The 19,141-nt window shown below is 63.8% G+C and carries 16 protein-coding genes, 1 tRNA gene and 1 riboswitch; of the genes, 8 read left to right on the plus strand and 9 right to left on the minus strand.

Annotated features, from left to right (window positions below; all coding sequences use genetic code 11):
* Positions 1-88: 88 nt before the first annotated feature.
* A complete protein-coding gene (gene kdsA, locus ACYU8T_RS12205; protein ID WP_461159590.1) occupies positions 89-916 on the minus strand; it encodes a 3-deoxy-8-phosphooctulonate synthase in 828 nt (275 codons plus the stop codon).
* 5 nt (positions 917-921) lie between these two features.
* Complete coding sequence (locus tag ACYU8T_RS12210) at positions 922-1,215, minus strand: hypothetical protein (protein WP_461159591.1); 294 nt, start codon at positions 1,213-1,215, stop codon at positions 922-924.
* Between the two features lie 21 nt (positions 1,216-1,236).
* Between ACYU8T_RS12210 and ACYU8T_RS12215 the strand changes: the two genes are divergently transcribed.
* Together ACYU8T_RS12215 and ACYU8T_RS12220 are read left to right on the plus strand one after the other, a co-directional pair.
* A complete protein-coding gene (locus tag ACYU8T_RS12215; RefSeq protein WP_461159592.1) occupies positions 1,237-2,364 on the plus strand; it encodes a hypothetical protein in 1,128 nt (375 codons plus the stop codon).
* Positions 2,361-3,731 carry a cytochrome P450 gene (locus ACYU8T_RS12220; protein WP_461159593.1) on the plus strand — a complete coding sequence of 457 codons (1,371 nt, stop codon included), beginning with the start codon at positions 2,361-2,363 and terminating at the stop codon, positions 3,729-3,731. Before ACYU8T_RS12215 ends, ACYU8T_RS12220 begins: the two co-directional genes overlap by 4 nt.
* Before the next feature lie 172 nt (positions 3,732-3,903).
* Here the strand turns inward: ACYU8T_RS12220 and ACYU8T_RS12225 are convergent, their stop codons facing one another.
* Positions 3,904-4,200, minus strand: coding sequence for a hypothetical protein (locus tag ACYU8T_RS12225; RefSeq protein WP_461159594.1), 297 nt, complete (start codon positions 4,198-4,200; stop codon positions 3,904-3,906).
* A gap of 78 nt (positions 4,201-4,278) precedes the next feature.
* Positions 4,279-4,389, plus strand: a riboswitch (TPP riboswitch).
* A gap of 52 nt (positions 4,390-4,441) precedes the next feature.
* On the opposite strand from ACYU8T_RS12225, the gene ACYU8T_RS12230 reads away from it, so the two are divergent.
* The 5 genes from ACYU8T_RS12230 to ACYU8T_RS12250 all read left to right on the plus strand — a co-directional run bounded on the left by ACYU8T_RS12230 (position 4,442) and on the right by ACYU8T_RS12250 (position 9,369).
* A complete protein-coding gene (locus ACYU8T_RS12230) occupies positions 4,442-4,849 on the plus strand; it encodes a DUF2065 family protein (protein WP_461159595.1) in 408 nt (135 codons plus the stop codon).
* Positions 4,850-4,860: 11 nt separating this feature from the next.
* The gene (gene thiC / locus ACYU8T_RS12235) at positions 4,861-6,708 is read left to right on the plus strand and encodes a phosphomethylpyrimidine synthase ThiC (RefSeq protein ID WP_461159596.1); all 1,848 of its coding nucleotides are present in this window, start codon (positions 4,861-4,863) and stop codon (positions 6,706-6,708) included.
* Between the two features lie 144 nt (positions 6,709-6,852).
* Positions 6,853-7,155 (plus strand): hypothetical protein, encoded by a 303-nt coding sequence (locus tag ACYU8T_RS12240; protein ID WP_201515317.1) that lies wholly within the window; start codon positions 6,853-6,855, stop codon positions 7,153-7,155.
* 59 nt (positions 7,156-7,214) lie between these two features.
* Positions 7,215-8,315 carry a hypothetical protein gene (locus ACYU8T_RS12245; RefSeq protein WP_461159597.1) on the plus strand — a complete coding sequence of 367 codons (1,101 nt, stop codon included), beginning with the start codon at positions 7,215-7,217 and terminating at the stop codon, positions 8,313-8,315.
* Positions 8,302-9,369 carry a nucleotidyltransferase family protein gene (locus ACYU8T_RS12250; protein WP_247232412.1) on the plus strand — a complete coding sequence of 356 codons (1,068 nt, stop codon included), beginning with the start codon at positions 8,302-8,304 and terminating at the stop codon, positions 9,367-9,369. The genes ACYU8T_RS12245 and ACYU8T_RS12250 overlap by 14 nt, the downstream gene beginning before the upstream one ends.
* A gap of 67 nt (positions 9,370-9,436) precedes the next feature.
* Here ACYU8T_RS12250 and ACYU8T_RS12255 read toward each other — a convergent pair.
* Positions 9,437-9,523: transfer RNA gene (locus ACYU8T_RS12255), tRNA-Leu, on the minus strand.
* A 152-nt stretch (positions 9,524-9,675) separates the two neighbouring features.
* Here ACYU8T_RS12255 and ACYU8T_RS12260 point away from each other — a divergent pair.
* Positions 9,676-10,155 carry a hypothetical protein gene (locus tag ACYU8T_RS12260; RefSeq protein WP_247232485.1) on the plus strand — a complete coding sequence of 160 codons (480 nt, stop codon included), beginning with the start codon at positions 9,676-9,678 and terminating at the stop codon, positions 10,153-10,155.
* A gap of 87 nt (positions 10,156-10,242) precedes the next feature.
* On the opposite strand, the gene gltB is transcribed toward ACYU8T_RS12260, so the two are convergent.
* From gltB to ACYU8T_RS12285, 5 genes are all read right to left on the minus strand, one after another.
* A complete protein-coding gene (gene gltB, locus ACYU8T_RS12265) occupies positions 10,243-14,784 on the minus strand; it encodes a glutamate synthase large subunit (protein ID WP_461159598.1) in 4,542 nt (1,513 codons plus the stop codon).
* Positions 14,784-15,518, minus strand: a complete 735-nt coding sequence (locus ACYU8T_RS12270) for a DUF2059 domain-containing protein (protein WP_461159599.1) — start codon at positions 15,516-15,518, stop codon at positions 14,784-14,786. Before ACYU8T_RS12270 ends, gltB begins: the two co-directional genes overlap by 1 nt.
* Positions 15,515-16,966, minus strand: coding sequence for an NAD(P)-dependent oxidoreductase (locus ACYU8T_RS12275; protein ID WP_247232491.1), 1,452 nt, complete (start codon positions 16,964-16,966; stop codon positions 15,515-15,517). The genes ACYU8T_RS12270 and ACYU8T_RS12275 overlap by 4 nt, the downstream gene beginning before the upstream one ends.
* 163 nt (positions 16,967-17,129) lie before the next feature.
* Positions 17,130-17,936 carry an undecaprenyl-diphosphate phosphatase gene (locus ACYU8T_RS12280; RefSeq protein WP_461159600.1) on the minus strand — a complete coding sequence of 269 codons (807 nt, stop codon included), beginning with the start codon at positions 17,934-17,936 and terminating at the stop codon, positions 17,130-17,132.
* Positions 17,937-18,114: 178 nt separating this feature from the next.
* Positions 18,115-19,062 carry a complex I NDUFA9 subunit family protein gene (locus ACYU8T_RS12285; protein WP_461159601.1) on the minus strand — a complete coding sequence of 316 codons (948 nt, stop codon included), beginning with the start codon at positions 19,060-19,062 and terminating at the stop codon, positions 18,115-18,117.
* Positions 19,063-19,141: the final 79 nt, after the last annotated feature.

Below are 19,141 nucleotides of genomic sequence, written 5' to 3' on the forward strand. Positions count from 1 at the left end.
ACGCGGAGACGCGGAGACGCAGAGGACGCAAAATGGATGAAACAGGGCTACGCCCATTCCCTCCGCGTCTCCGCGCCTCCGCGTGACCCTATCCCTTCACCACCTCATCGATCGCCCTGAGCTTCTCCAGCAGCGGCCCCATCCATTCCAGCGGCAGCATGACCGGCCCATCCGATGGTGCCCGATCCGGATCGTCATGCGCTTCGGCAAAGATTGCAGCGACGCCAGCCGCAACCGCACTGCGCGCCAGCACAGGCGCAAATTCCCGCTGCCCGCCTGACGCGGACCCCAATCCGCCCGGCTGTTGCACGGAGTGGGTGGCATCGAACACCACCGGATAGCCGGTCTCACCCATTACCGGCAGAGCCCGCATGTCGCTGACGAGCGTGTTATAGCCGAAGCTCGCACCGCGCTCGGTGAGCAATATCCGCTCATTGCCGGTGGAGGCGACCTTCTGCGCCACCGCAGCCATGTCCCAGGGCGCGAGAAATTGGCCCTTCTTCACATTGACCACTGCGCCCGTCTTTCCCGCCGCCAACAGCAGGTCCGTCTGACGGCACAGGAAAGCCGGGATTTGCAGAATATCCACCGCCTGCGCCGCTGCCTCTACCTGGCCTGCCTCATGCACATCGGTCAGCACCGGACAGCCGAGCTGGGCCTTCACGTCGGCCAGGATCGCCAGACCCGCATCGATCCCTACGCCACGCTGCCCCGACACGGACGTCCTGTTTGCCTTGTCGAACGAGGATTTGAAGATGAACGGCACGCCCGCCTTGCGCGCGACATCCGCCAGCTTCTCCGCCATCATCATCGCATGATCGCGGCTCTCGATCTGGCAGGGGCCGGAAATCAGGACAAGGGGCAGGTTATTGCCGATCGTGATCGGCCCCACGGAAACATGCTTGGGATTGGTCATGCCGCTCACTTCGGCGCTTTCACGAAGCGGCGCAAGAGCTGTCCCCGCCACAGCCCCTTGCCGGGGTGATAGTTCCAGCAGAACCAGCCAAACGCCAGGCAGGCGAGCAGGGAAGGCAGCGCCATCGGGTCGCCATTGCCGCGCATGTGCCGGTAAAAGGCGAAATCCGCCCGCCACCGGTCGCGCTCGCTGCCCCCGCCATTGATGCCATAGGCATTGTCATGTTTCCGGCAGCCGATGTTTCGGTTGTATTTGCGGTGATCTATGAAATAGCAGTAATCGCGTTCGGGTGTCGTCATGGCCCGATGTGGAACAGGGCCGTGCAAAAGTTCAAGCGTAAAGTCTTCTACCTTGGCGGTTTCGATCCGCGCGGGGTGCGTTTTTATCACCAACTCTATCGTGAGCAGGCGGAGCGCTATGCCCGGCTGTCAGGCGAGCAGGTGGAGGTAAGCGCGCGCCGTTCAGGTCCAGCCTCTTCAGCGATCTGGACGATCACCAACCACAGCGCGGGGGTGGAGACCGATTATGAATTCCTCCGCTGGGAGGATCTGGTCGGCAAGGTTTGGATCCGCAATCCGCTGCTCCTCGCTTGGCGGTCGGTCGCGACCTATTTCGCCCATGCGCGGCACATGCAGTTCCTGCGCATGCGAAAGCTCCGGCCCGGCCCGGTCATCACGATCCTTTACCCGCCCCTACTTGCCATCCTCATACCGCTCGCGCTGACGCTCATCCCCGCCTTGCTCCTGTCTTTCCTGATGCCGTTCTGGGCCGCCGCTCTGATCGGGATCGGCATCAGCATGCTGCTCTCCGGCCGATTGCTTAACAAACTAATCGTGCCTTGGCTGCTTCGCTTCATGTATTATAATCACAGCGTCGCGGCGCGTGGCCCAGGCGAAGAGATGAACGCCCGGCTCGACCAGTTCGCCGCCCGCATCGCGCAGGAAATGGACGGCCCCTGGGACGAAGTCATTTTCGCTTCCCACAGCAACGGCACCATCTACGCGATGAGCGTCCTTCGCCGCATCCTTGAACTGCGCGAAGGCAAGCCCCTGCCTGATCACTTCACGGCCCTCACCTTGGGACAGGTCGTGCCGGTCGTAGCCCTGCGCAAGGATGCCCGCTGGTATCATGCCGACCTCAAGGCGCTGGACGAGGGGCAATTCCGCCTCGTCGATCTTTCCGCGCCTCCCGATGGCGCCGCCTATTATGACGTCCACCCCATCCGCCTGGTATCGGATCGCTGCGCCGCCCGCGTCGATCTGCTCTCGCCGCGCTTCCATCTCTTCTACGACCCGGAAAATTATCACAGCGGCTGGTCGAACAAATATGAGGCGCATTTCGATTATCTGCGTGTCGGCGACCGCCTGTCCCCCGTCGACTATGTCAGCCTGACCGCTGGCCGCCGCACGATCGACCAAGCCATCACAGCCTTCAGGGCCATAGCGTGACAGAACCTTTCACTCCGCCCTATCCGCAACCGCCGCGTACCCGCCGAGGCCTTTTCAAGCGATTCCTGCGCGGCTGGCACAGCTGGATCCATGTGCTGTTCGAAAAAAGCTACACGATGAAGCTTGGCGAAATCCGCATGCCCGGGCAGATCATGTATATCGCCAATGAACTGCCGCTGGTGGACAAGGTTCTGCGCGGCGGCACTGCCTTCCCCAAGCATCGCGAACTCGTCCGCAACCTTTCGCCCCTGATCGGCAACAGCGTCTTTTCCGCCAATGGCGAGGATTGGGAAAGCCAGCGCGCGATGGTCAACCCGGCCTTTGCCCATACGGCGCTGCACCGGTCCATGCCGCTGATGGTCGCGGCTGCCGACGATCTGCTCGCCCGCATCGATGCCGCCGACCGCACGAAGCCCGTCGATATCGACCCGATGATGACCCATGTCGCGGCCGACATCATCTTCCGCACGCTCTTTTCAGAGGCGCTGGACGAGCATCGATCCAACATCATCCACAACGCCTTCGGCCGTTTCCAGCGCTACGCCCACAGCGCCTCGATGCTGCGCCTTTACGGTTTCCCCGCGCGCTGGTTCGAGCAGCGGTCGCTGAAACCGGCCAAAGCCATCCACGACGTGTTCCGCCCGATCGTGGAGGCCCGCTATCAGGGCTTCCACGATCGTGGAGAATCGCCGCACAAGGACATCCTCCAGTCGCTGATCGAGGCGAAGCACCCCGAAACGGGCGAGCCCTTCACCCTGCAACAGGTGATGGATCAGGTCTCCACCGTCTTTCTCGCGGGGCATGAGACATCGGCCAGCACCATGACCTGGGCGCTCTACATGCTCGCCGAATGCGCCCATATCCAGAATGCGGCGCGTGCCGAGGTCTTGGCGCTGGCAGGGGAGGAAGCGCTCACCGCCGCGATGCTCAAGGACATGGGGCATGTCCGCAACATCTTCCGCGAAACGCTGCGGCTCTATCCGCCCGTCGCCTTCTTCCCGCGCGAGGTGCCTTGCCCCATGCCGATGCGCGACAAGCAGTTGGAGGAGGGCGCGATGCTCGTCGTCGCACCGTGGCTCACCCAGCGGAACAAGGATAATTGGGGCTGCCCGCACAGCTTCGATCCCGACCGTTTCGACGATCCCGCCAATGCCGAAATGGTTCGCCAAGCCTGGTTCCCCTTCGGCCGCGGCCCCCGCGTCTGTGTCGGCGCAGGCTTCGCCCAGCAGGAGGTAATGACCGTCATCGCCAGCGTCCTGCGCCGCTATCGGCTGTCGGTTCCGGAAGGATTCAAGCCGGAGCCGATCAGCCGCCTGACGATCAGGCCCAGGACAGGCATGAAGCTGATGTTCGAGGCAATAGGCTGAGCGGTTGAGACACGATGTTCCCCCTCCCGCAGGCGGGAGGGGGCTAGGGGGTGGGTTAGCGCAACGTCTGCGGGGTCTTCAGCGGCTGATCCAAGAAGCTCGCTCCGCTCGCGCCCACCCCCAACCCCTCCCGCCTGCGGGAGGGGAATAAGGCGACATCGCAAACCATGACCTACCCCCTGATCCGTCCCACCATCACCTGCCCCGCCGCCCGCTCGCGAACATAGCGCCGCTTCAGCACCACGCTTGCCACCAGCAGCGGCACCCCGACAATCACGCAAACCGCCCCGAGCATCGGCGGCCACAGCCCGAACAGGCTATGCACATCCAGCGCGGAGGGCGTCAGCACCAGCAGGAACCCGGCGGTGAGCAGCCACAGCCCCCAACGCCTGGGCCGCACCGCGACCATGCGCATTTCATGCCGGTGCGCCTTGCGGCCTCCCTTGGTGGACAGATCATGATGCTTCATCTCCTGCCACAAAAGCGGCAAGCCCGTCCCATGTCCAGCGCAATGGGCTGGCGTGATCGAACCATTTCGGCTATCGACTCTCCATCCCCGGGGGACCGCTCACAGGCGGTTGAGAGGCGGCTGATGTGGCTGCGACCCGTTGAACCTGATCCGGATGAGACCGGCGTAGGGAGGGACGGCTTGTCACCGGCATGTCCGCACCCTCCTTCCGCCCAGCGAAGAAGAGGAGGACGGAGCTGCCATGGACACCATCTCCATCCTCACCCTGCGCCTATCCGAAGCCATCGGCCTGTACATGATCGTCTTGGGCATTGGCGGCCTCATGGCGCCGTTGCGCTGGCGAGCGGTGATGGACGATCTGGAGCGCTCGCCGGGTCTCGTCATGGCGCTCGGCTTCCCCGTCTTCGTGGTCGGCGCGGCCCTCGTCCTCATCCACAGCATCTGGACCGATCCACTCGCCGTCATCGTCAGCCTGATCGGCTATGCCGCGCTGGTCGAAGGCGCGCTGCTGCTCGCCGTCCCAGCTCCGCTGCTCCGCATCGGCCGCTGGTCGCTCAATTTCACCCGAGCCTGGGCTGCTGTCAGCATCGTCCTTGGCCTCTTCCTCTTCCTCGCTGGCCTCACTGGCCGCGCCACCGTTATCGCCTGAAAGGAACCACCATGGCAGACATTCCAGCCCGCACTGAAATGCGCGTAACCACGGGCCCTATCCGGGGCAGCCGCAAGATTCATGTCGGCCCGCTCAAGGTAGCCATGCGCGAAATCGATCTGGAGCCCGGCAGCGGCGAGCCCCCGGTCCGCGTCTATGACACGTCCGGTCCCTATACCGATCCCGATGCGCGCATCGACATCATGGCGGGCCTGCCAGCGCTGCGCCGCGACTGGATCATCGGCCGTGGCGATGTCGAGGAATATGACGCCCGCGCGATCCAGCCGGAAGATAACGGCCTCAAGGGCCCCGACCGGTCAGGCGGCGTCCAGCCTTTCCCCCATGTCGTGAAGCGCCCCTTGCGCGCCAAGCCGGGCATGAACGTCTCCCAGATGCACTATGCCCGGCGCGGCATCATCACGCCGGAGATGGAATATGTCGCGACACGCGAGAATCTCGGCCGCGCCCGCCTCGCTGAATATGTGCGCGACGGGCAGGATTGGGGTGCATCGATCCCCGACTATGTGACGCCGGAATTCGTCCGTGACGAGGTCGCGCGCGGCCGCGCCATCATCCCCAACAACATCAACCACCCGGAATCGGAGCCGATGGCGATCGGCCGCAATTTCCTGGTCAAGATCAACGCCAATATCGGCAACAGCGCCGTCGCTTCCGATGTGGCGAGCGAGGTCGACAAGCTGGTCTGGTCGAACCGCTGGGGCGCGGATACGGTCATGGATCTGTCGACTGGCCGCAACATTCACGACACCCGCGAATGGATCATGCGCAACTCGCCGGTTCCGATCGGCACCGTGCCCATTTATCAGGCGCTGGAGAAGGTCGGCGGTATTGCCGAAGAGCTGACCTGGGACATCTTCCGCGACACGCTGATCGAGCAGGCCGAACAGGGCGTAGATTATTTCACCATCCATGCCGGTGTGCGGCTGCCCTATATCCCGATGACCGCCAAGCGCGTCACCGGCATCGTGTCGCGCGGCGGGTCGATCATGGCGAAATGGTGCCTCGCCCATCACAAGGAAAGCTTCCTCTACGAACATTTCGACGAGATCACCGAGATCATGAAGGCCTATGACATCGCCTATTCGCTTGGCGATGGTCTGCGTCCCGGATCGATTGCCGACGCCAATGACGAAGCGCAGTTCGCCGAACTCTACACGCTGGGCGAACTCACCAAGCGCGCCTGGGAGCAGGATGTGCAGGTGATGATCGAAGGGCCGGGCCATGTGCCCATGCACAAGATCAAGCAGAATATGGACAAGCAGCTGGAGGCCTGTGGCGAAGCGCCCTTCTACACGCTTGGGCCGCTCACCACCGACATCGCGCCGGGCTACGACCATATCACCAGCGGCATCGGCGCGGCGATGATTGGCTGGTATGGCACGGCGATGCTTTGCTACGTCACGCCCAAGGAGCATCTGGGCCTGCCCGACCGCGATGACGTAAAGGTCGGCGTCGTCACCTACAAGCTCGCCGCCCATGCCGCCGACCTCGCCAAGGGCCATCCCGCCGCGAAAGTCCGCGACGATGCGCTCAGCCGCGCCCGCTTCGAGTTCCGCTGGCGGGACCAGTTCAACCTGTCGCTCGATCCCGACACGGCGGAGAAATATCACGACCAGACGCTGCCTGCCGAGGGCGCGAAGACGGCGCATTTCTGCTCCATGTGCGGCCCCAAATTCTGCTCGATGAAGATCACGCAGGAGGTGCGGGATTTCGCCGCCAAGCAGAACCAGCCGAGCGACCAGTTCCTCGCTGCCGAAGATGCCGAAAAGGGCATGGCCGAGATGAGCGAGACATTCAAAAACAAGGGGAGCGAGATTTACCTGCCCGCTTCGGAATAGCTTCAGCTGAGCTAAGTCGATGATTAGTGCCAGCTATGGAGGGAGGCGGAAAGGTTATACCTTCTGATATACCCCTCCATAGCAGTGCGGTGGACTCGGCCGGGATGGTAGCGTGCCTCAATCCTGAACAAGAGGAGGCTACCCTTGGCAGAGGAACCCACCATTTTGGCTGCGGCCGACGACCGCCGCAATTTCCTGAAGACCTGCGGGCGCTTCGCCGCGACCGTTCCTCCGGCGATGACGATCATGTTGTCGACCTCCCTGTCATCTCCGGCGATCGCGGCATCGGGCGGCGGTGGTGGCGGCGGGCCGAAGGGGAATAACGGCGTCGGCAATGGCTATGATCCCCAGCCTCCGGGCAATCCGCCGATCAACGACGGCCCCGGCACTGGTCCTGGCAACCCCGGGAACAAGGGTGGCAGCGGCGGCAAGGGTAAAAAACCCTGAGCACGCTAGTCCGGCGATCAAATGGCGAATGGGCGGAGCGCCCTCAAAGGGCGGAATTGATGCTGCGCCTTACTCCCGGGACTTCCATGACCTTCATCGGCGATCAGCCGCTGATCGTGTCGCAGTCCCGGCGAGCCATCTATGAACTGAACCAGATCGCGGGCTATATCGGCTGCCGCCTGGAAGACGGCATATCCGTTTCGCAACTCGCTCAGGAAGTGGCTGACCGGGGTGTCAGTCACTCATCGGTCATGCTGCACAAGGTGCTGGCGGACTGGTCCCAATCGGGGCTGGTCCACGCCACCATCCGACCGCCCGCAAGCCCGCCCATCCTCACCCAACGCATGTCGCTGGGCGCCCGAACTTTCGCGCTGCGCTATCATGACGAGGCGTTGGCGCGGCAGATATCCCCGCTGTTCGTACATTTGGAACCTGACGCGCCGACTGAAGGGGCCCTGACGAGCTACGACCTCTGGCAGAATGAAGGCCTCTGCCTGTTCAGCCGTGACGGCGGGCCTGCCGCACTGCTGCAACTCAATCAGGCGGCCACGCTGGTCAAGGCGCAGGTCGTGCAGGACATCATCGACGATCCCCGCTGGACGCTCGCCCTGCATGCGGGATGCGTCAGCCGCGGTGGGAAGGCGCTGCTCTTGAGCGGGCCTCCGGGGGCGGGCAAGACCACGCTGATCTCCTGGCTGATCGGCGACGGCTTTGCCTATCATGGCGACGACATCAGCATGCTCGGACCCGATGGGCGGGTGCGGGGCCTGCCCTTCCTGCCGACGGTCAAGTCCGGCGCATGGCCGATGATGGCCGCGCGTTATCCGGGACGGCTTCAGCCGCTGATCCACTGGCGGCCTGACGGACGGCGCGTCCGCTATCTCGATCTGCCCGAGAAGGCAGCCCAGGAGCCGCTACCGGTCGGCTGGATCGTCAAGTTGCGGCGGACCAAAGGCGCTCCAGCCCGGCTCATCCAGCAACACCCGGCCGCACTCGTCAAACATCTTCTCTCCGAAGCCGCCTCGTCCAGCGGCGAAGCTGACCGGAGCGCGATCGATATAATGATCCGTACCGTGGGCGCGGCCCGTACCTGCATGCTGGAATATGATGATCTGAACGAGGCCGCGGCCCTTCTCGGCGAATTTTGTGGCCCGGCTTGATCCTCTTCATGGCCTTCTCGCCTGCCTGCGCGGCCAACTGCCTGCGCATGCCGACTGGCCCCGCATCATCGGTCTGGCGAACAAGACCTTGTGCACGCCCGCCGTCTCGGCGCGCCTTCGGGAGGCGGGGCTCTTTCCCGAACTCCCTGCGGACGTAACCTTGTTCTTCAGCGAGATGGAGAGGCGCAATGGCGATCGCAACGATCGTCTCATGGCACAGCTGGACGAAGCGGCCGTCGTCATGAACGCCGCTGGCGTGTCACCCCTCTTGTTGAAAGGGACCGCCTGGCTCGCCCATGCGCCGCCTGAACGGCGTGCGGCACGCATGCTGGCCGACATTGATCTCATGGTTCCCGCAGGCCGCTTTCATGCCATGATCGATCAGCTTCGCGGCATCGGCTATCATCTGGAAACCACCGATCTCGAACCGGGCGTCCCAGCCGTTCTTTTCCGCCCGCAAGATGCGGCGACCATAGATCTCCATTCGGAATATGGCAGTATCAACACCCTCTTCTATCGCTTCGACGATCTCGCAAAGGATGCTGCCCTGCTGGACCTGAAAGGCGGCATCATATCGTTGCCTTCGCCCGTTGCCTGCACCGCCATCCTCCTGCTGCATGACCAGCTGAAGGGCAGGGACTATCTGCGCGGCCGGATCGACCTGCGTCACCTGCTCGACATCCAGTCTTTCGCCAGCCAGTTCACCCGCGCGGACTGGGATGAGCTCAACCGGCTCTTCCGCTCGGGCTATGCCCGCAACGCGATGCGCACCCAGTTGCTGACCGCCAAGAAATTGCTGGACATGGATGTTCCACGCACCGCGACGCACGGCGCGCGCGCGCGGCTCCAATATCTCAGGCGCTTGATTCAGCTGCGCTGGCCCAGCCTCGCGCCTTCTCTCACCTTCCTCTCCCTGCTGGACCCCAGCTATCTGATCGCCCGCCATGTCGCGCGGCGCGCCGGGAAGGACGGGCTATCCAAGGGCGCAACCGGACTGCCTCGGCGCGAAAGCCTACAGCGGCTGTTCATTCGCAATGAGCTTGGCAAAATCTAGCAACGCCTAACGCGCGAACGCCCGCCGCGCTTGGCGGTATCACATGTACAGCTGTTTGAGAGAAAGATGGTGCGGTCGAGAAGACTCGAACTTCCACGGCCTTTCGGCCACAACGACCTCAACGTTGCGCGTCTACCAATTCCGCCACGACCGCACATCTGAAGGGAAACCGGCGGGGCCGGTGCCTTGGTAGGAGGCGGCCCTTAGCAAAGGCTTCAAGGCCATGCAACAACCGATCGTCATGCGCGTTTCTTTTGCCGAAGGATGGTGAAGTCCGTGGGCGAGGGCGGAAAAGGAGAAGGTCGCATGTCCGCTCGATTCTGGTTGTTCAGCCTGGCAAGCGCCGGAGCCGCATTGACGAGCGGACTGGCGCTCGGCCTCTATGCGACGACCCCGCCGCGCGTGGCGTTTACCGACATCGAATCCTCCTATTCCGCATCTCCTGATCCTGTCATTGCGACGGATGGCGGTGATCTGGCCGGGCCCGAGGAAATCGACTGCAAGGGCTGCGGCCCAACCTTGGCGCAGCGGCAGATGACCGCGATGATGGGAAGCTGGAGCGGCTATGACGATCCGGCGGTTCAGCGGTATGAAGCGCAGGATGTACAAACCGATACCGACTGGCAGCCTCTGGCCGACGCGCCGCCCTCACCGGTTCACCGCCTGCCCGCGAATATAGAGCGTTTCGCAAACGGCGATGATGCGCCGCCCCACCCCGCTCAACTGGCGCAAGGCAGCCAGCCGGCATTCGATCGGACGCCCGCAGCAACAGTGACTTCCTATTAGCTGAGCTAAAAAGCAAGGGGCGGGACGAGGCCCTTCGCACCGTCATAGAAAAAGGGGAGGAAGCATTTCGCTTTCCTCCCCTTCCTCTTACTCGGCGGCCACTACCGCGGCAGGCGCATCGCTCAGCGGATGAGCGAGCCGGTGCACCATCTCCTTGGGGCACACCTGCCAGAAATACCGCCGCCAGCGATCCCAATCATCCAAGATCGTGTTCGACCATTTGCTGTCGGTCGTCACCGCATGTTCGGCGATCAACGCCTTGAGCTGCGCTTCCCAATGGGCGCTTTCCAGCCGCTGCCACACGATGCTTTCCGGATTGGCCTGCTGCTCGAAGCTGCCATCCTCGTCCAGGATGAACGCCATGCCGCCGGTCATGCCCGCGCCGAAGTTCGCGCCCGTCTTGCCCAGGATCACCGCCATGCCGCCGGTCATATATTCGCAGCCATTGGCGCCGCAGCCTTCGACCACTACCTGAGCACCGGAGTTGCGGACGGCAAAGCGCTCACCGGCCTGGCCCGCCGCGAACAGCTTGCCCGCCGTTGCGCCGTACAGCACGGTGTTACCGATGATCGTGTTGTCCTTGCTGGTCAGCGGCGAGGACACGGTGGTGCGCACGACGATCGTGCCCCCCGACAGGCCCTTGCCCACATAGTCGTTGGCGTCGCCAAACACTTCCAGCGTGATGCCCTTGCAAAGGAATGCGCCCAGCGACTGACCGGCCGACCCACGCAGGCGCACGGTCAGATGCCCGTCCGCAAGGGCAGACATGCCGAACCGTTCGGTCACCGCCGCCGACAGCCGGGTGCCCACGGCGCGATGCGTGTTGCGGACCGTATAGGTCAGCTGCATCTTCTCGCCCCGCTCGAACACGGCCTTGGCATCGCGCATCATCTGCGCGTCCAGGCTGTCGGGCACCTCGTTGCGCCATTCCGTCAGGCTGAAGCGCCGCTGATCGTCGGGCGCATCCACCTTGGCAAGGATGGGGTTGAGGTCGAGGTCGTCGAGATGCTCGGCACCGCGATTGACCTGCTTCAGCAGTTCCGTCCGCCCGATCACCTCGTCAAGGCTGCGATAGCCCAGCCGCGCCAGGATCTCGCGCACTTCCTCGGCGATGAAGGTCATGAGGTTGATAACCTTCTCCGGCGTGCCGGTGAACTTCTGCCGCAGCTTTTCATCCTGCACGCAGACGCCCACGGGGCAGGTGTTGCTGTGGCACTGACGCACCATGATGCAGCCCATGGCGACGAGGCTCAGCGTGCCGATGCCGAACTCCTCCGCGCCCAGGATCGCAGCGATCACGATGTCGCGGCCGGTCTTGAGACCACCATCGGTCCGCAGCTTGACCCGATGGCGCAGGCCATTGAGCGTCAGCACCTGATTGGCTTCGGACAAGCCCATTTCCCAAGGGGTGCCGGCATATTTGATCGACGTCTGCGGGCTTGCGCCGGTGCCGCCGACATGGCCCGCGATCAGGATGACGTCGGCATGCGCCTTCGCCACGCCTGCCGCCACCGTGCCGATGCCAGCCTGGCTCACCAGTTTGACGCAGACCCGCGCGCGCGGGTTGATCATCTTGCAGTCGTAGATGAGCTGCGCCAGATCCTCGATCGAGTAGATGTCATGGTGCGGCGGCGGCGAGATCAGCGTCACGCCGGGCGTCGAATGGCGCAGCCTGGCGATGAACTCGGTCACCTTGAAACCGGGCAGCTGGCCACCTTCGCCGGGCTTGGCGCCCTGCGCGACCTTGATCTCGATCTCCTCGGCGCTGCCCAGATATTCGGCATGCACGCCAAACCTGCCGCTAGCGATCTGCTTGATCACGCTGTTGGCATTGTCGCCATTCTCATAGGGCTTGAAGCGGTTCGCATCCTCGCCGCCCTCGCCCGACACGGCCTTCGCGCCGATGCGGTTCATCGCGATCGCCAGCGTCTCATGTGCCTCAGGGCTGAGCGCACCCAGCGACATGCCCGGCGTCACGAAGCGCTTGCGGATTTCCGTCGTCGCCTCGACCTCGTCGATTGGCACAGCCTCCCGCGCGAAATTGAACTCCAGCAGGTCGCGCAGATAGACCGGCGGCAGATCCCGCACACCGCGCGAGAATTGCAGATAGGTCGAATAGCTGTCCGTTCCCACCGCCGTCTGCAACAGGTGCATCAGCTGCGCGGAATAGGCGTGGCTCTCCCCGCCATTGCGCTGGCGGTAGAAGCCGCCGACCGGCAGGCGCACGGCTGCGCTGTCATAGGCCGCTTCATGGCGCAGCACCGCATTATGGTGCAGCGACGCATAGCCTTCGCCGGAAATCTTCGCGGGCATGCCGGGGAACAGGTCGTTCACCAGCGCGCGCGACAGGCCCACCGCTTCGAAATTATAGCCGCCGCGATAGCTGCTGATGACCGCGATGCCCATCTTGGACATGATCTTCAGCAGACCTTCGTTGATGGCCGTGCGGAACCGTTCGAAACACTGCTCAAGCGCCAGATCTCCGAACAGGCCGCGCGCATGGCGATCCGCGATGCTCGCTTCGGCCAGATAGGCGTTCACCGTGGTCGCGCCGACGCCGATCAGCACCGCGAAATAATGGGTGTCGAGCGCCTCGGCGCAGCGGACGTTGATCGACGCGTAGCTGCGCAGGCCCTTGCGGACGAGGTGCGTGTGCACCGCCGCCGCCGCCAGCACGCCAGCGATGGCGACCCGGTCGGCGTTGATATGCTCGTCGGTCAGGAAGATTTCCGTGCGGCCTTCACGCACCGCCTGCTCGGCTTCCTCGCGGATGCGGGCGATGGCGGCGCGCAGCTGCTCCTGCCCGCCTTCCGCCGGGAAGGTGCAGTCGATTTCCGCAACCGCCGGGCCGAAATGGGCCTTCAGCCGCGCCCATTCGGACGAAATCAGCACCGGCGATTCCAGCACCAGCACATGGCTGTTCTGCGCTTCCTGCTCCAATATGTTGTGCAGGTTGGAAAAGCGCGTGCGCAGGCTCATCACATGCCGTTCGCGCAGGGAGTCGATCGGCGGGTTGGTGACCTGGCTGAAATTCTGGCGGAAGAAGTGACTGACGGTACGCGGCTTATCGGAAATGACCGCCAGCGGCGTGTCGTCGCCCATCGATCCGACGGCTTCCTTGGCGTCCTCGACCATTGGGGCGAGGATCAGCTCCATATCCTCCAGCGACAGATTGGCGGCAACCTGGCGGCGCGTCAGCTCCGCCTTGTCCCATGCGGGCAGGGCGCTGTCAGCCTGGGGCAGATCACCGACCTTCATGAAGTCCTTGATTAGCTCGGCATAGGGCCTCTCACCCGCGATCTGGTCCTTGATCGCGCGGTCGTCGTAGATTGCGCCTTCCTGAAGGTCCACCGCGATCATCTGGCCGGGGCCCATGCGGCCCTTCTTCACGATGGTGGTTTCGGGCACCACGACCATGCCGGTTTCCGAACCCACGATCAGCAGATTGTCGCCGGTCAGCGTATAGCGCAGCGGACGCAGCGCGTTGCGGTCGACGCCCGCCACGACCCAGCGACCATCAGTCATCGCCAGCGCGGCCGGACCATCCCACGGCTCCATGACGGAGGCGAGATATTCGTACATGTCGACATGGCTCTGCGGCGTTTCGCCAGCGGCAGCCTGCCAAGCTTCGGGCACCAGCATCAGCTTTGCCGTCGGCGCGTCACGGCCCGACCGGCAGATCGCCTCGAACACGGCGTCGAGCGCAGCGGTATCCGAAGCGCCTGCCGGGATCACGGGCTTGATGTCTTCGCTATGATCGCCAAAGGCCAGCGAGGCCATCTTGATCTCGTGGCTCTTCATCCAGTTCTTGTTGCCGCGAATGGTGTTGATCTCACCATTATGCGCGAGCGTGCGGAACGGCTGGGCCAGCCACCATTGGGGGAAGGTGTTGGTCGAATAGCGCTGATGGAAGATCGCGACCCGGCTCTCGAACCGCTCGTCCTGCAAGTCGGGATAGAAGACCGACAGCGATTCGGCGAGGAACAGCCCCTTGTAGATGATCGAACGGCAGCTCAGCGAGCAGATGTAGAAATCCTGGATCTGCGCGGCGATCACCTTCTTCTCGATCCGGCGCCGGATGAGGTAGAGGTCCTTTTCGAACTCGGTCTGGTCGCGCTCTTCGGGCATCGGCCCGGCGATCATGATCTGCTCGATTTCCGGACGGGTGCGCTGCGCCTTCTCGCCGATGACCGACACGTCGACGGGCACCTGGCGCCAGCCATAGATGGTGTAGCCCGCGTCGATGATCTCGCTCTCTACGATCGTGCGGCAGGTTTCCTGCGCAGAGAGATCGGTGCGCGGCAGGAAGATCATGCCGACGGCGAGGCGGTTGGGCAGGGGCTTATGACCCGAATCGGCAATCGCATCGTCAAAGAAGCGCACCGGCAGATCGACATGGATGCCCGCGCCGTCGCCAGTCTTGCCATCCGCATCGACAGCGCCACGGTGCCACACGGCCTTCAGTGCATCGATCGCCGAAGCGACGACGCGGCGGCTCGGACGGCCATCCGTCGCGGCGACAAGGCCGACGCCGCAGGCGTCGCCTTCCATCTCCGGATGATACATGCCCTCGGCGGCAAGGCGCGCGCGCTCTTCGGGGCTCGCCATATAGGGGGTCTGATCGCTCATCACTTCGTTCCTTCGTCACTCGTGGCGGCGCCGTCCTTCAGGTCGCTCGCCTTGACACCCAACAGCTTCGCCAATTTGCCGCGTTCCTCTTGCGACAGGTCGGCGATCTTGCGCGGCGGCGGCAGGCTTTTCGTCGCTGCCTCCGCCTTGGCTGCCATTTCCGGCATCTTCTTCATCATTTCGGGCATCAATGCCTGCATCTCGCCCATGATCTCCGGATCCATGAACATCATCATGGACTCCCGGGCATACAGGCCCCCGGTCGATGTCTTGAAGAACGCCATTAATTCGCCAAGCTGCTTGCCGTCGAACTTGCGCGCATAGGCGCGGGTCAGCGCGTCGCGCACCTTGGGCTCAAAGCCGTCCATCATGTCGACCATCGACCCCATCATCGCATCCATGCCCAGCTTCGTACGCTGGCGGAAATTGGGATCGATGATCGCGCTGATCTGCTCCATCGAGGACTCCTCGAGCGCCGCCAGCTTCTCTTCCGGCACACCGCCAATGCGGGCGAACTGAGCAATCGGCATCTTCATCATGCCGTCCATCATGCTGTCCATCATCTTGGACATGGTGCCGTCCATCATCCGGCGATAGGTGCCGACCGGGAAGATCTTGTCCACGACCGGACGCGCAGCCGCCACCCGCGCGGCGTCAGGCGCGCCCTGCGCAAGGGCGGGCGGCGCGGCCAGCAGCGCCAACCCGATCAGGGAAAAGCGGAAAGCCCGCCTCACGCCGCTTGCCTTTCTCCGGCCGCCGCCTTCGCCTTGGCCCGCAGATAGCGGTGCATATGCTCGGTCACGTCGCGGCCATCGCGGATCGCCCATACGACCAGCGAAGCGCCGCGCACGATGTCGCCCGCAGCGAACACGCCGTCCATCGACGTCATCATCGTCTTGTGATCGACGCGCAGCGTGCCCCAACGCGTGACCGACAGGTCATCCGCGCCGAACAGCTTTGGCAGCTCTTCGGGGTCATAGCCCAGCGCCTTGATGACCATGTCGGCTTCCAGCGTATATTCAGTCCCCGGATCGGCTTCCGGCGCGCGGCGGCCGGACGCGTCGGGCTGGCCAAGGCGCATCTTCGTCACCTTGACGCCCGTCACATGTTCCGTGCCTTCGAACGCGATCGGCGCGGAGAGCCAGACGAACTCGACGCCTTCCTCCTCCGCATTCTGCACCTCGCGCTGCGAACCGGGCATATTGTCCCGGTCGCGGCGATAGAGGCACTTCACCGACGTCGCGCCCTGGCGGATGGCGGTGCGGACGCAATCCATCGCCGTGTCGCCGCCGCCGATGACTACGACCTTCTTGCCATTGGCGTGCAGCGTGCCGTCCTCATGCTCGGGCACTGCATCGCCAAAGCCCGCCTTGTTGGACGCGGTGAGAAAGTCGAGCGCCTTGATGACGCCCTTGGCTCCGACGCCCGGCGCCTTGATGTCGCGCGGCTTGTAGACGCCGGTCGCGATCAGGATGGCGTCATGGCGGCTGCGCAGTTCCTCCATCGACGCATCGCGGCCGACTTCGAAGCCCTCATGGAAGATAATGCCGCCATCCTTCAGCCGCTGGACACGGCGCATGACGACGTCCTTCTCCAGCTTGAAACCGGGGATGCCGTAGGTTAGCAGCCCGCCCGCGCGGTCGTGCCGGTCATAGACATGCACGTCATAGCCCGCGGCGCGCAGATATTCGGCGGTGGTCAGGCCCGCTGGACCGGCGCCGATCACGCCGACCGACTGGCCGAGCGGCTGGCCGGGCACCAGTGGCTCTACCCAGCCTTCCTTCCAGGCCGTGTCAGTGATGAACTTTTCGACCGACCCGATCGTGACCGCGCCATGACCGGAAAATTCGATGACGCAATTGCCTTCGCACAGGCGGTCCTGCGGGCAGATCCGGCCACAAATCTCCGGCATCGTGCTGGTCAGGTTGGAAAGTTCATAGGCTTCGCGCAACCGTCCCTCGGCCGTCAGGCGCAACCAGTCGGGGATGTGGTTGTGCAGCGGGCAGTGGGTCGCGCAATAGGGCACGCCGCACTGCGAGCAGCGCGACGCCTGTTCTTCCGCCTTCTCCAGCAGGAAGCTACGGCTGATTTCCATGAAGTCGTCGGCGCGATCATCCGCCGAACGCTTCTCGGGATAGGCTTGGCCCGTTCCCACGAATTTCAGCATTGGATTGTCAGCCATGATGAGTCCCTAAAATGAATTCAGGGCGCACATAGCAGAAAAACCGGCGGAGTCACGTGGATTCTGCGATATATGACAGCCTTAATTACCTAAAATGGCGGCGTTTGCAGCACGCCCTATCAGCCACAAGTGCAGAGCACGCCATCATTGGTCCACATCGGCCCTATCGCATCGCCAGCCATAGCAGTGCTGCCGTTCCAGCGATGATCCTATACCAGGCGAAAGGCACAAAGCCTTGGCGCGAGACAAGGCCGACAAACCAACGGATTACCAGTAGTGCCACGATGAAGGAGACGACGAAGCCCAAGGCGATGCTGCTCCAGCCAACCGTGGCAGAAGTGATGTCGCTTCCCTTTTTCAACAGCTCCAATGTCGACGCGCCCAACATGGTCGGGACCGCCAGGAAAAAGCTGAACTCCGCTGCCGTCCGCCGCTCCACCCCAAGCGACAAGGCGCCCATGATCGTCGCGCCCGACCGGCTGACGCCCGGAATCATGGAAATGCACTGGATAAGGCCGATGCCCACGACCCGAGCCAACGGGATATCGGCAATGCCGTGGAAGCGATTGTCTTTCGCCATCCGTTCGATCAACAATATCGCGACACCGCCGATGATCAGCGCCCAGGCGACGACTTGCGGCGCGCCCAGCAGCACCTCGATATAATCATGCATCGCCAGCCCGATCACGACGGACGGCAGGAACGCGACCAGCAGATTGCGCAGGAACCGCCAGCTCGTTGGTTCCTTGCGGAGCAACCCCATCGCAACGGCCCAGAATGTCCGCCAGTAAAGCACCACCACCGCCAGGATCGCACCCAGCTGAATGATGACGTTGAACATCGCCCATGTCGCGGCGTCATAGCCCAGCAGCTCGCTGGCCAGGATCAGGTGCCCGGTGGACGATACCGGCAGGAACTCGGTCAATCCCTCGACAATGCCAAGCAGGATGACCGTCAGATAATGGTCCATGAGCAGCTCTGGTCCTTGAACTGATAGGGGAAATCGGCCCGGAAGAGGGCGAAAGGATGGTCCCGCCTATTGTGCAGATGCGCCGCGCTGGCGCAATGCGGGCGCGACGCTCACCGCCGCGCCATCCCGTCAGCCCATCGACAGTTTGCCTCGCGGCGATGAATGCACCGTGTTGATTTCAGGCCTTCACGCGTCCTGCAAAGCGCCCGTGGCGGCGATAGCGGACCAGCCAGCTGTCGGCGATGGCTTCCATCGGTGTCGGTGACACGCCCAGCTCCGCCAGTCCCGGCGCGCCCGGCGACACGACATTGTCCCGCTGCAACATCGCATATTGATCGCGCGTGATCGGCGCGCCCGGCAGCCAGCCCAGGCTCGCGATCGCCGACGCGATCGAGGGCGGCACCGCCACCAGGCTGCGATCCCGGCCGATCGCCTTGCCGATCCAGCGGTTGAGTTCCATCATGCTGATCTGGCGCGGGCCGCCCAGCTCGAACGTCTGGCCGCCATGCCGGTCCGGGTCGGCCGCCGCGTTCGCGATCGCCTGTGCGACGTCGGCGACATAGACGGGCTGGAACTTCGTGTCCGCACCGATCACCGGCACGACAGGCAGTCGGCTGATCAACTCGGCAAAGCGGTTGAGGAACTGATCTTCCGGGCCGAAGATGATTGACGGGCGAATGATGGTCGCGTTGGGAAAAGCCGCTTTGACCGCCGCCTCGCCCGCAGCCTTGGACCGGCCATATTCGGACTGGCTCTGCGCATCGGCACCGATCGCGGACACATGGACCAGGGCGCGGGCTCCGGCATCCGCCGCGGCCTTCGCGACATTGGCCGCGCCGTCATGATGCGATCCTTCCAGGTCGCCGCTCAGGACGCCCACCAGATTGATGACGATGTCGCTGCCCGCGACCGCCCGCGCAGCGCTTTGCGCATTGCGGATGTCGGCTGCCACGAACTGCTTCTGGCCAAGAGCGCCCAGCGGCTGCACGCGCAGCGCCCCCGCCAGATCGCGCTGCGCGATGCGGACGCGCGCGCCCCGCTCCATCAGGGCCTGGGCGACCTGCCGGCCAAGGAAGCCGCCGCCGCCGAACACCGTAACCAGACTGTCCTTCATCACGCGTTCCATGCCTGTCCTGCTTGGGGGAAGAGTCAGCTCCCCTTGCAACAGCCGCCGCCTGCTGACAACAGCCGGGCGCCCGCCGATG

Source organism: Sphingobium sp. TomMM35A (genome assembly GCF_054771735.1).

Coding starts and splice junctions, on each gene's coding strand:
- kdsA (WP_461159590.1), bottom strand. CDS start 916: ATGACCAATCCCAAGCATGTTTCCGTGGGGCCGATCACGATCGGCAAT.
- ACYU8T_RS12210 (WP_461159591.1), bottom strand. CDS start 1,215: ATGACGACACCCGAACGCGATTACTGCTATTTCATAGATCACCGCAAA.
- ACYU8T_RS12225 (WP_461159594.1), bottom strand. CDS start 4,200: ATGAAGCATCATGATCTGTCCACCAAGGGAGGCCGCAAGGCGCACCGG.
- ACYU8T_RS12230 (WP_461159595.1), top strand. CDS start 4,442: ATGGACACCATCTCCATCCTCACCCTGCGCCTATCCGAAGCCATCGGC.
- thiC (WP_461159596.1), top strand. CDS start 4,861: ATGGCAGACATTCCAGCCCGCACTGAAATGCGCGTAACCACGGGCCCT.
- ACYU8T_RS12245 (WP_461159597.1), top strand. CDS start 7,215: ATGCTGCGCCTTACTCCCGGGACTTCCATGACCTTCATCGGCGATCAG.
- ACYU8T_RS12260 (WP_247232485.1), top strand. CDS start 9,676: ATGTCCGCTCGATTCTGGTTGTTCAGCCTGGCAAGCGCCGGAGCCGCA.
- gltB (WP_461159598.1), bottom strand. CDS start 14,784: ATGAGCGATCAGACCCCCTATATGGCGAGCCCCGAAGAGCGCGCGCGC.
- ACYU8T_RS12275 (WP_247232491.1), bottom strand. CDS start 16,966: ATGGCTGACAATCCAATGCTGAAATTCGTGGGAACGGGCCAAGCCTAT.
- ACYU8T_RS12280 (WP_461159600.1), bottom strand. CDS start 17,936: ATGGACCATTATCTGACGGTCATCCTGCTTGGCATTGTCGAGGGATTG.
- ACYU8T_RS12285 (WP_461159601.1), bottom strand. CDS start 19,062: ATGGAACGCGTGATGAAGGACAGTCTGGTTACGGTGTTCGGCGGCGGC.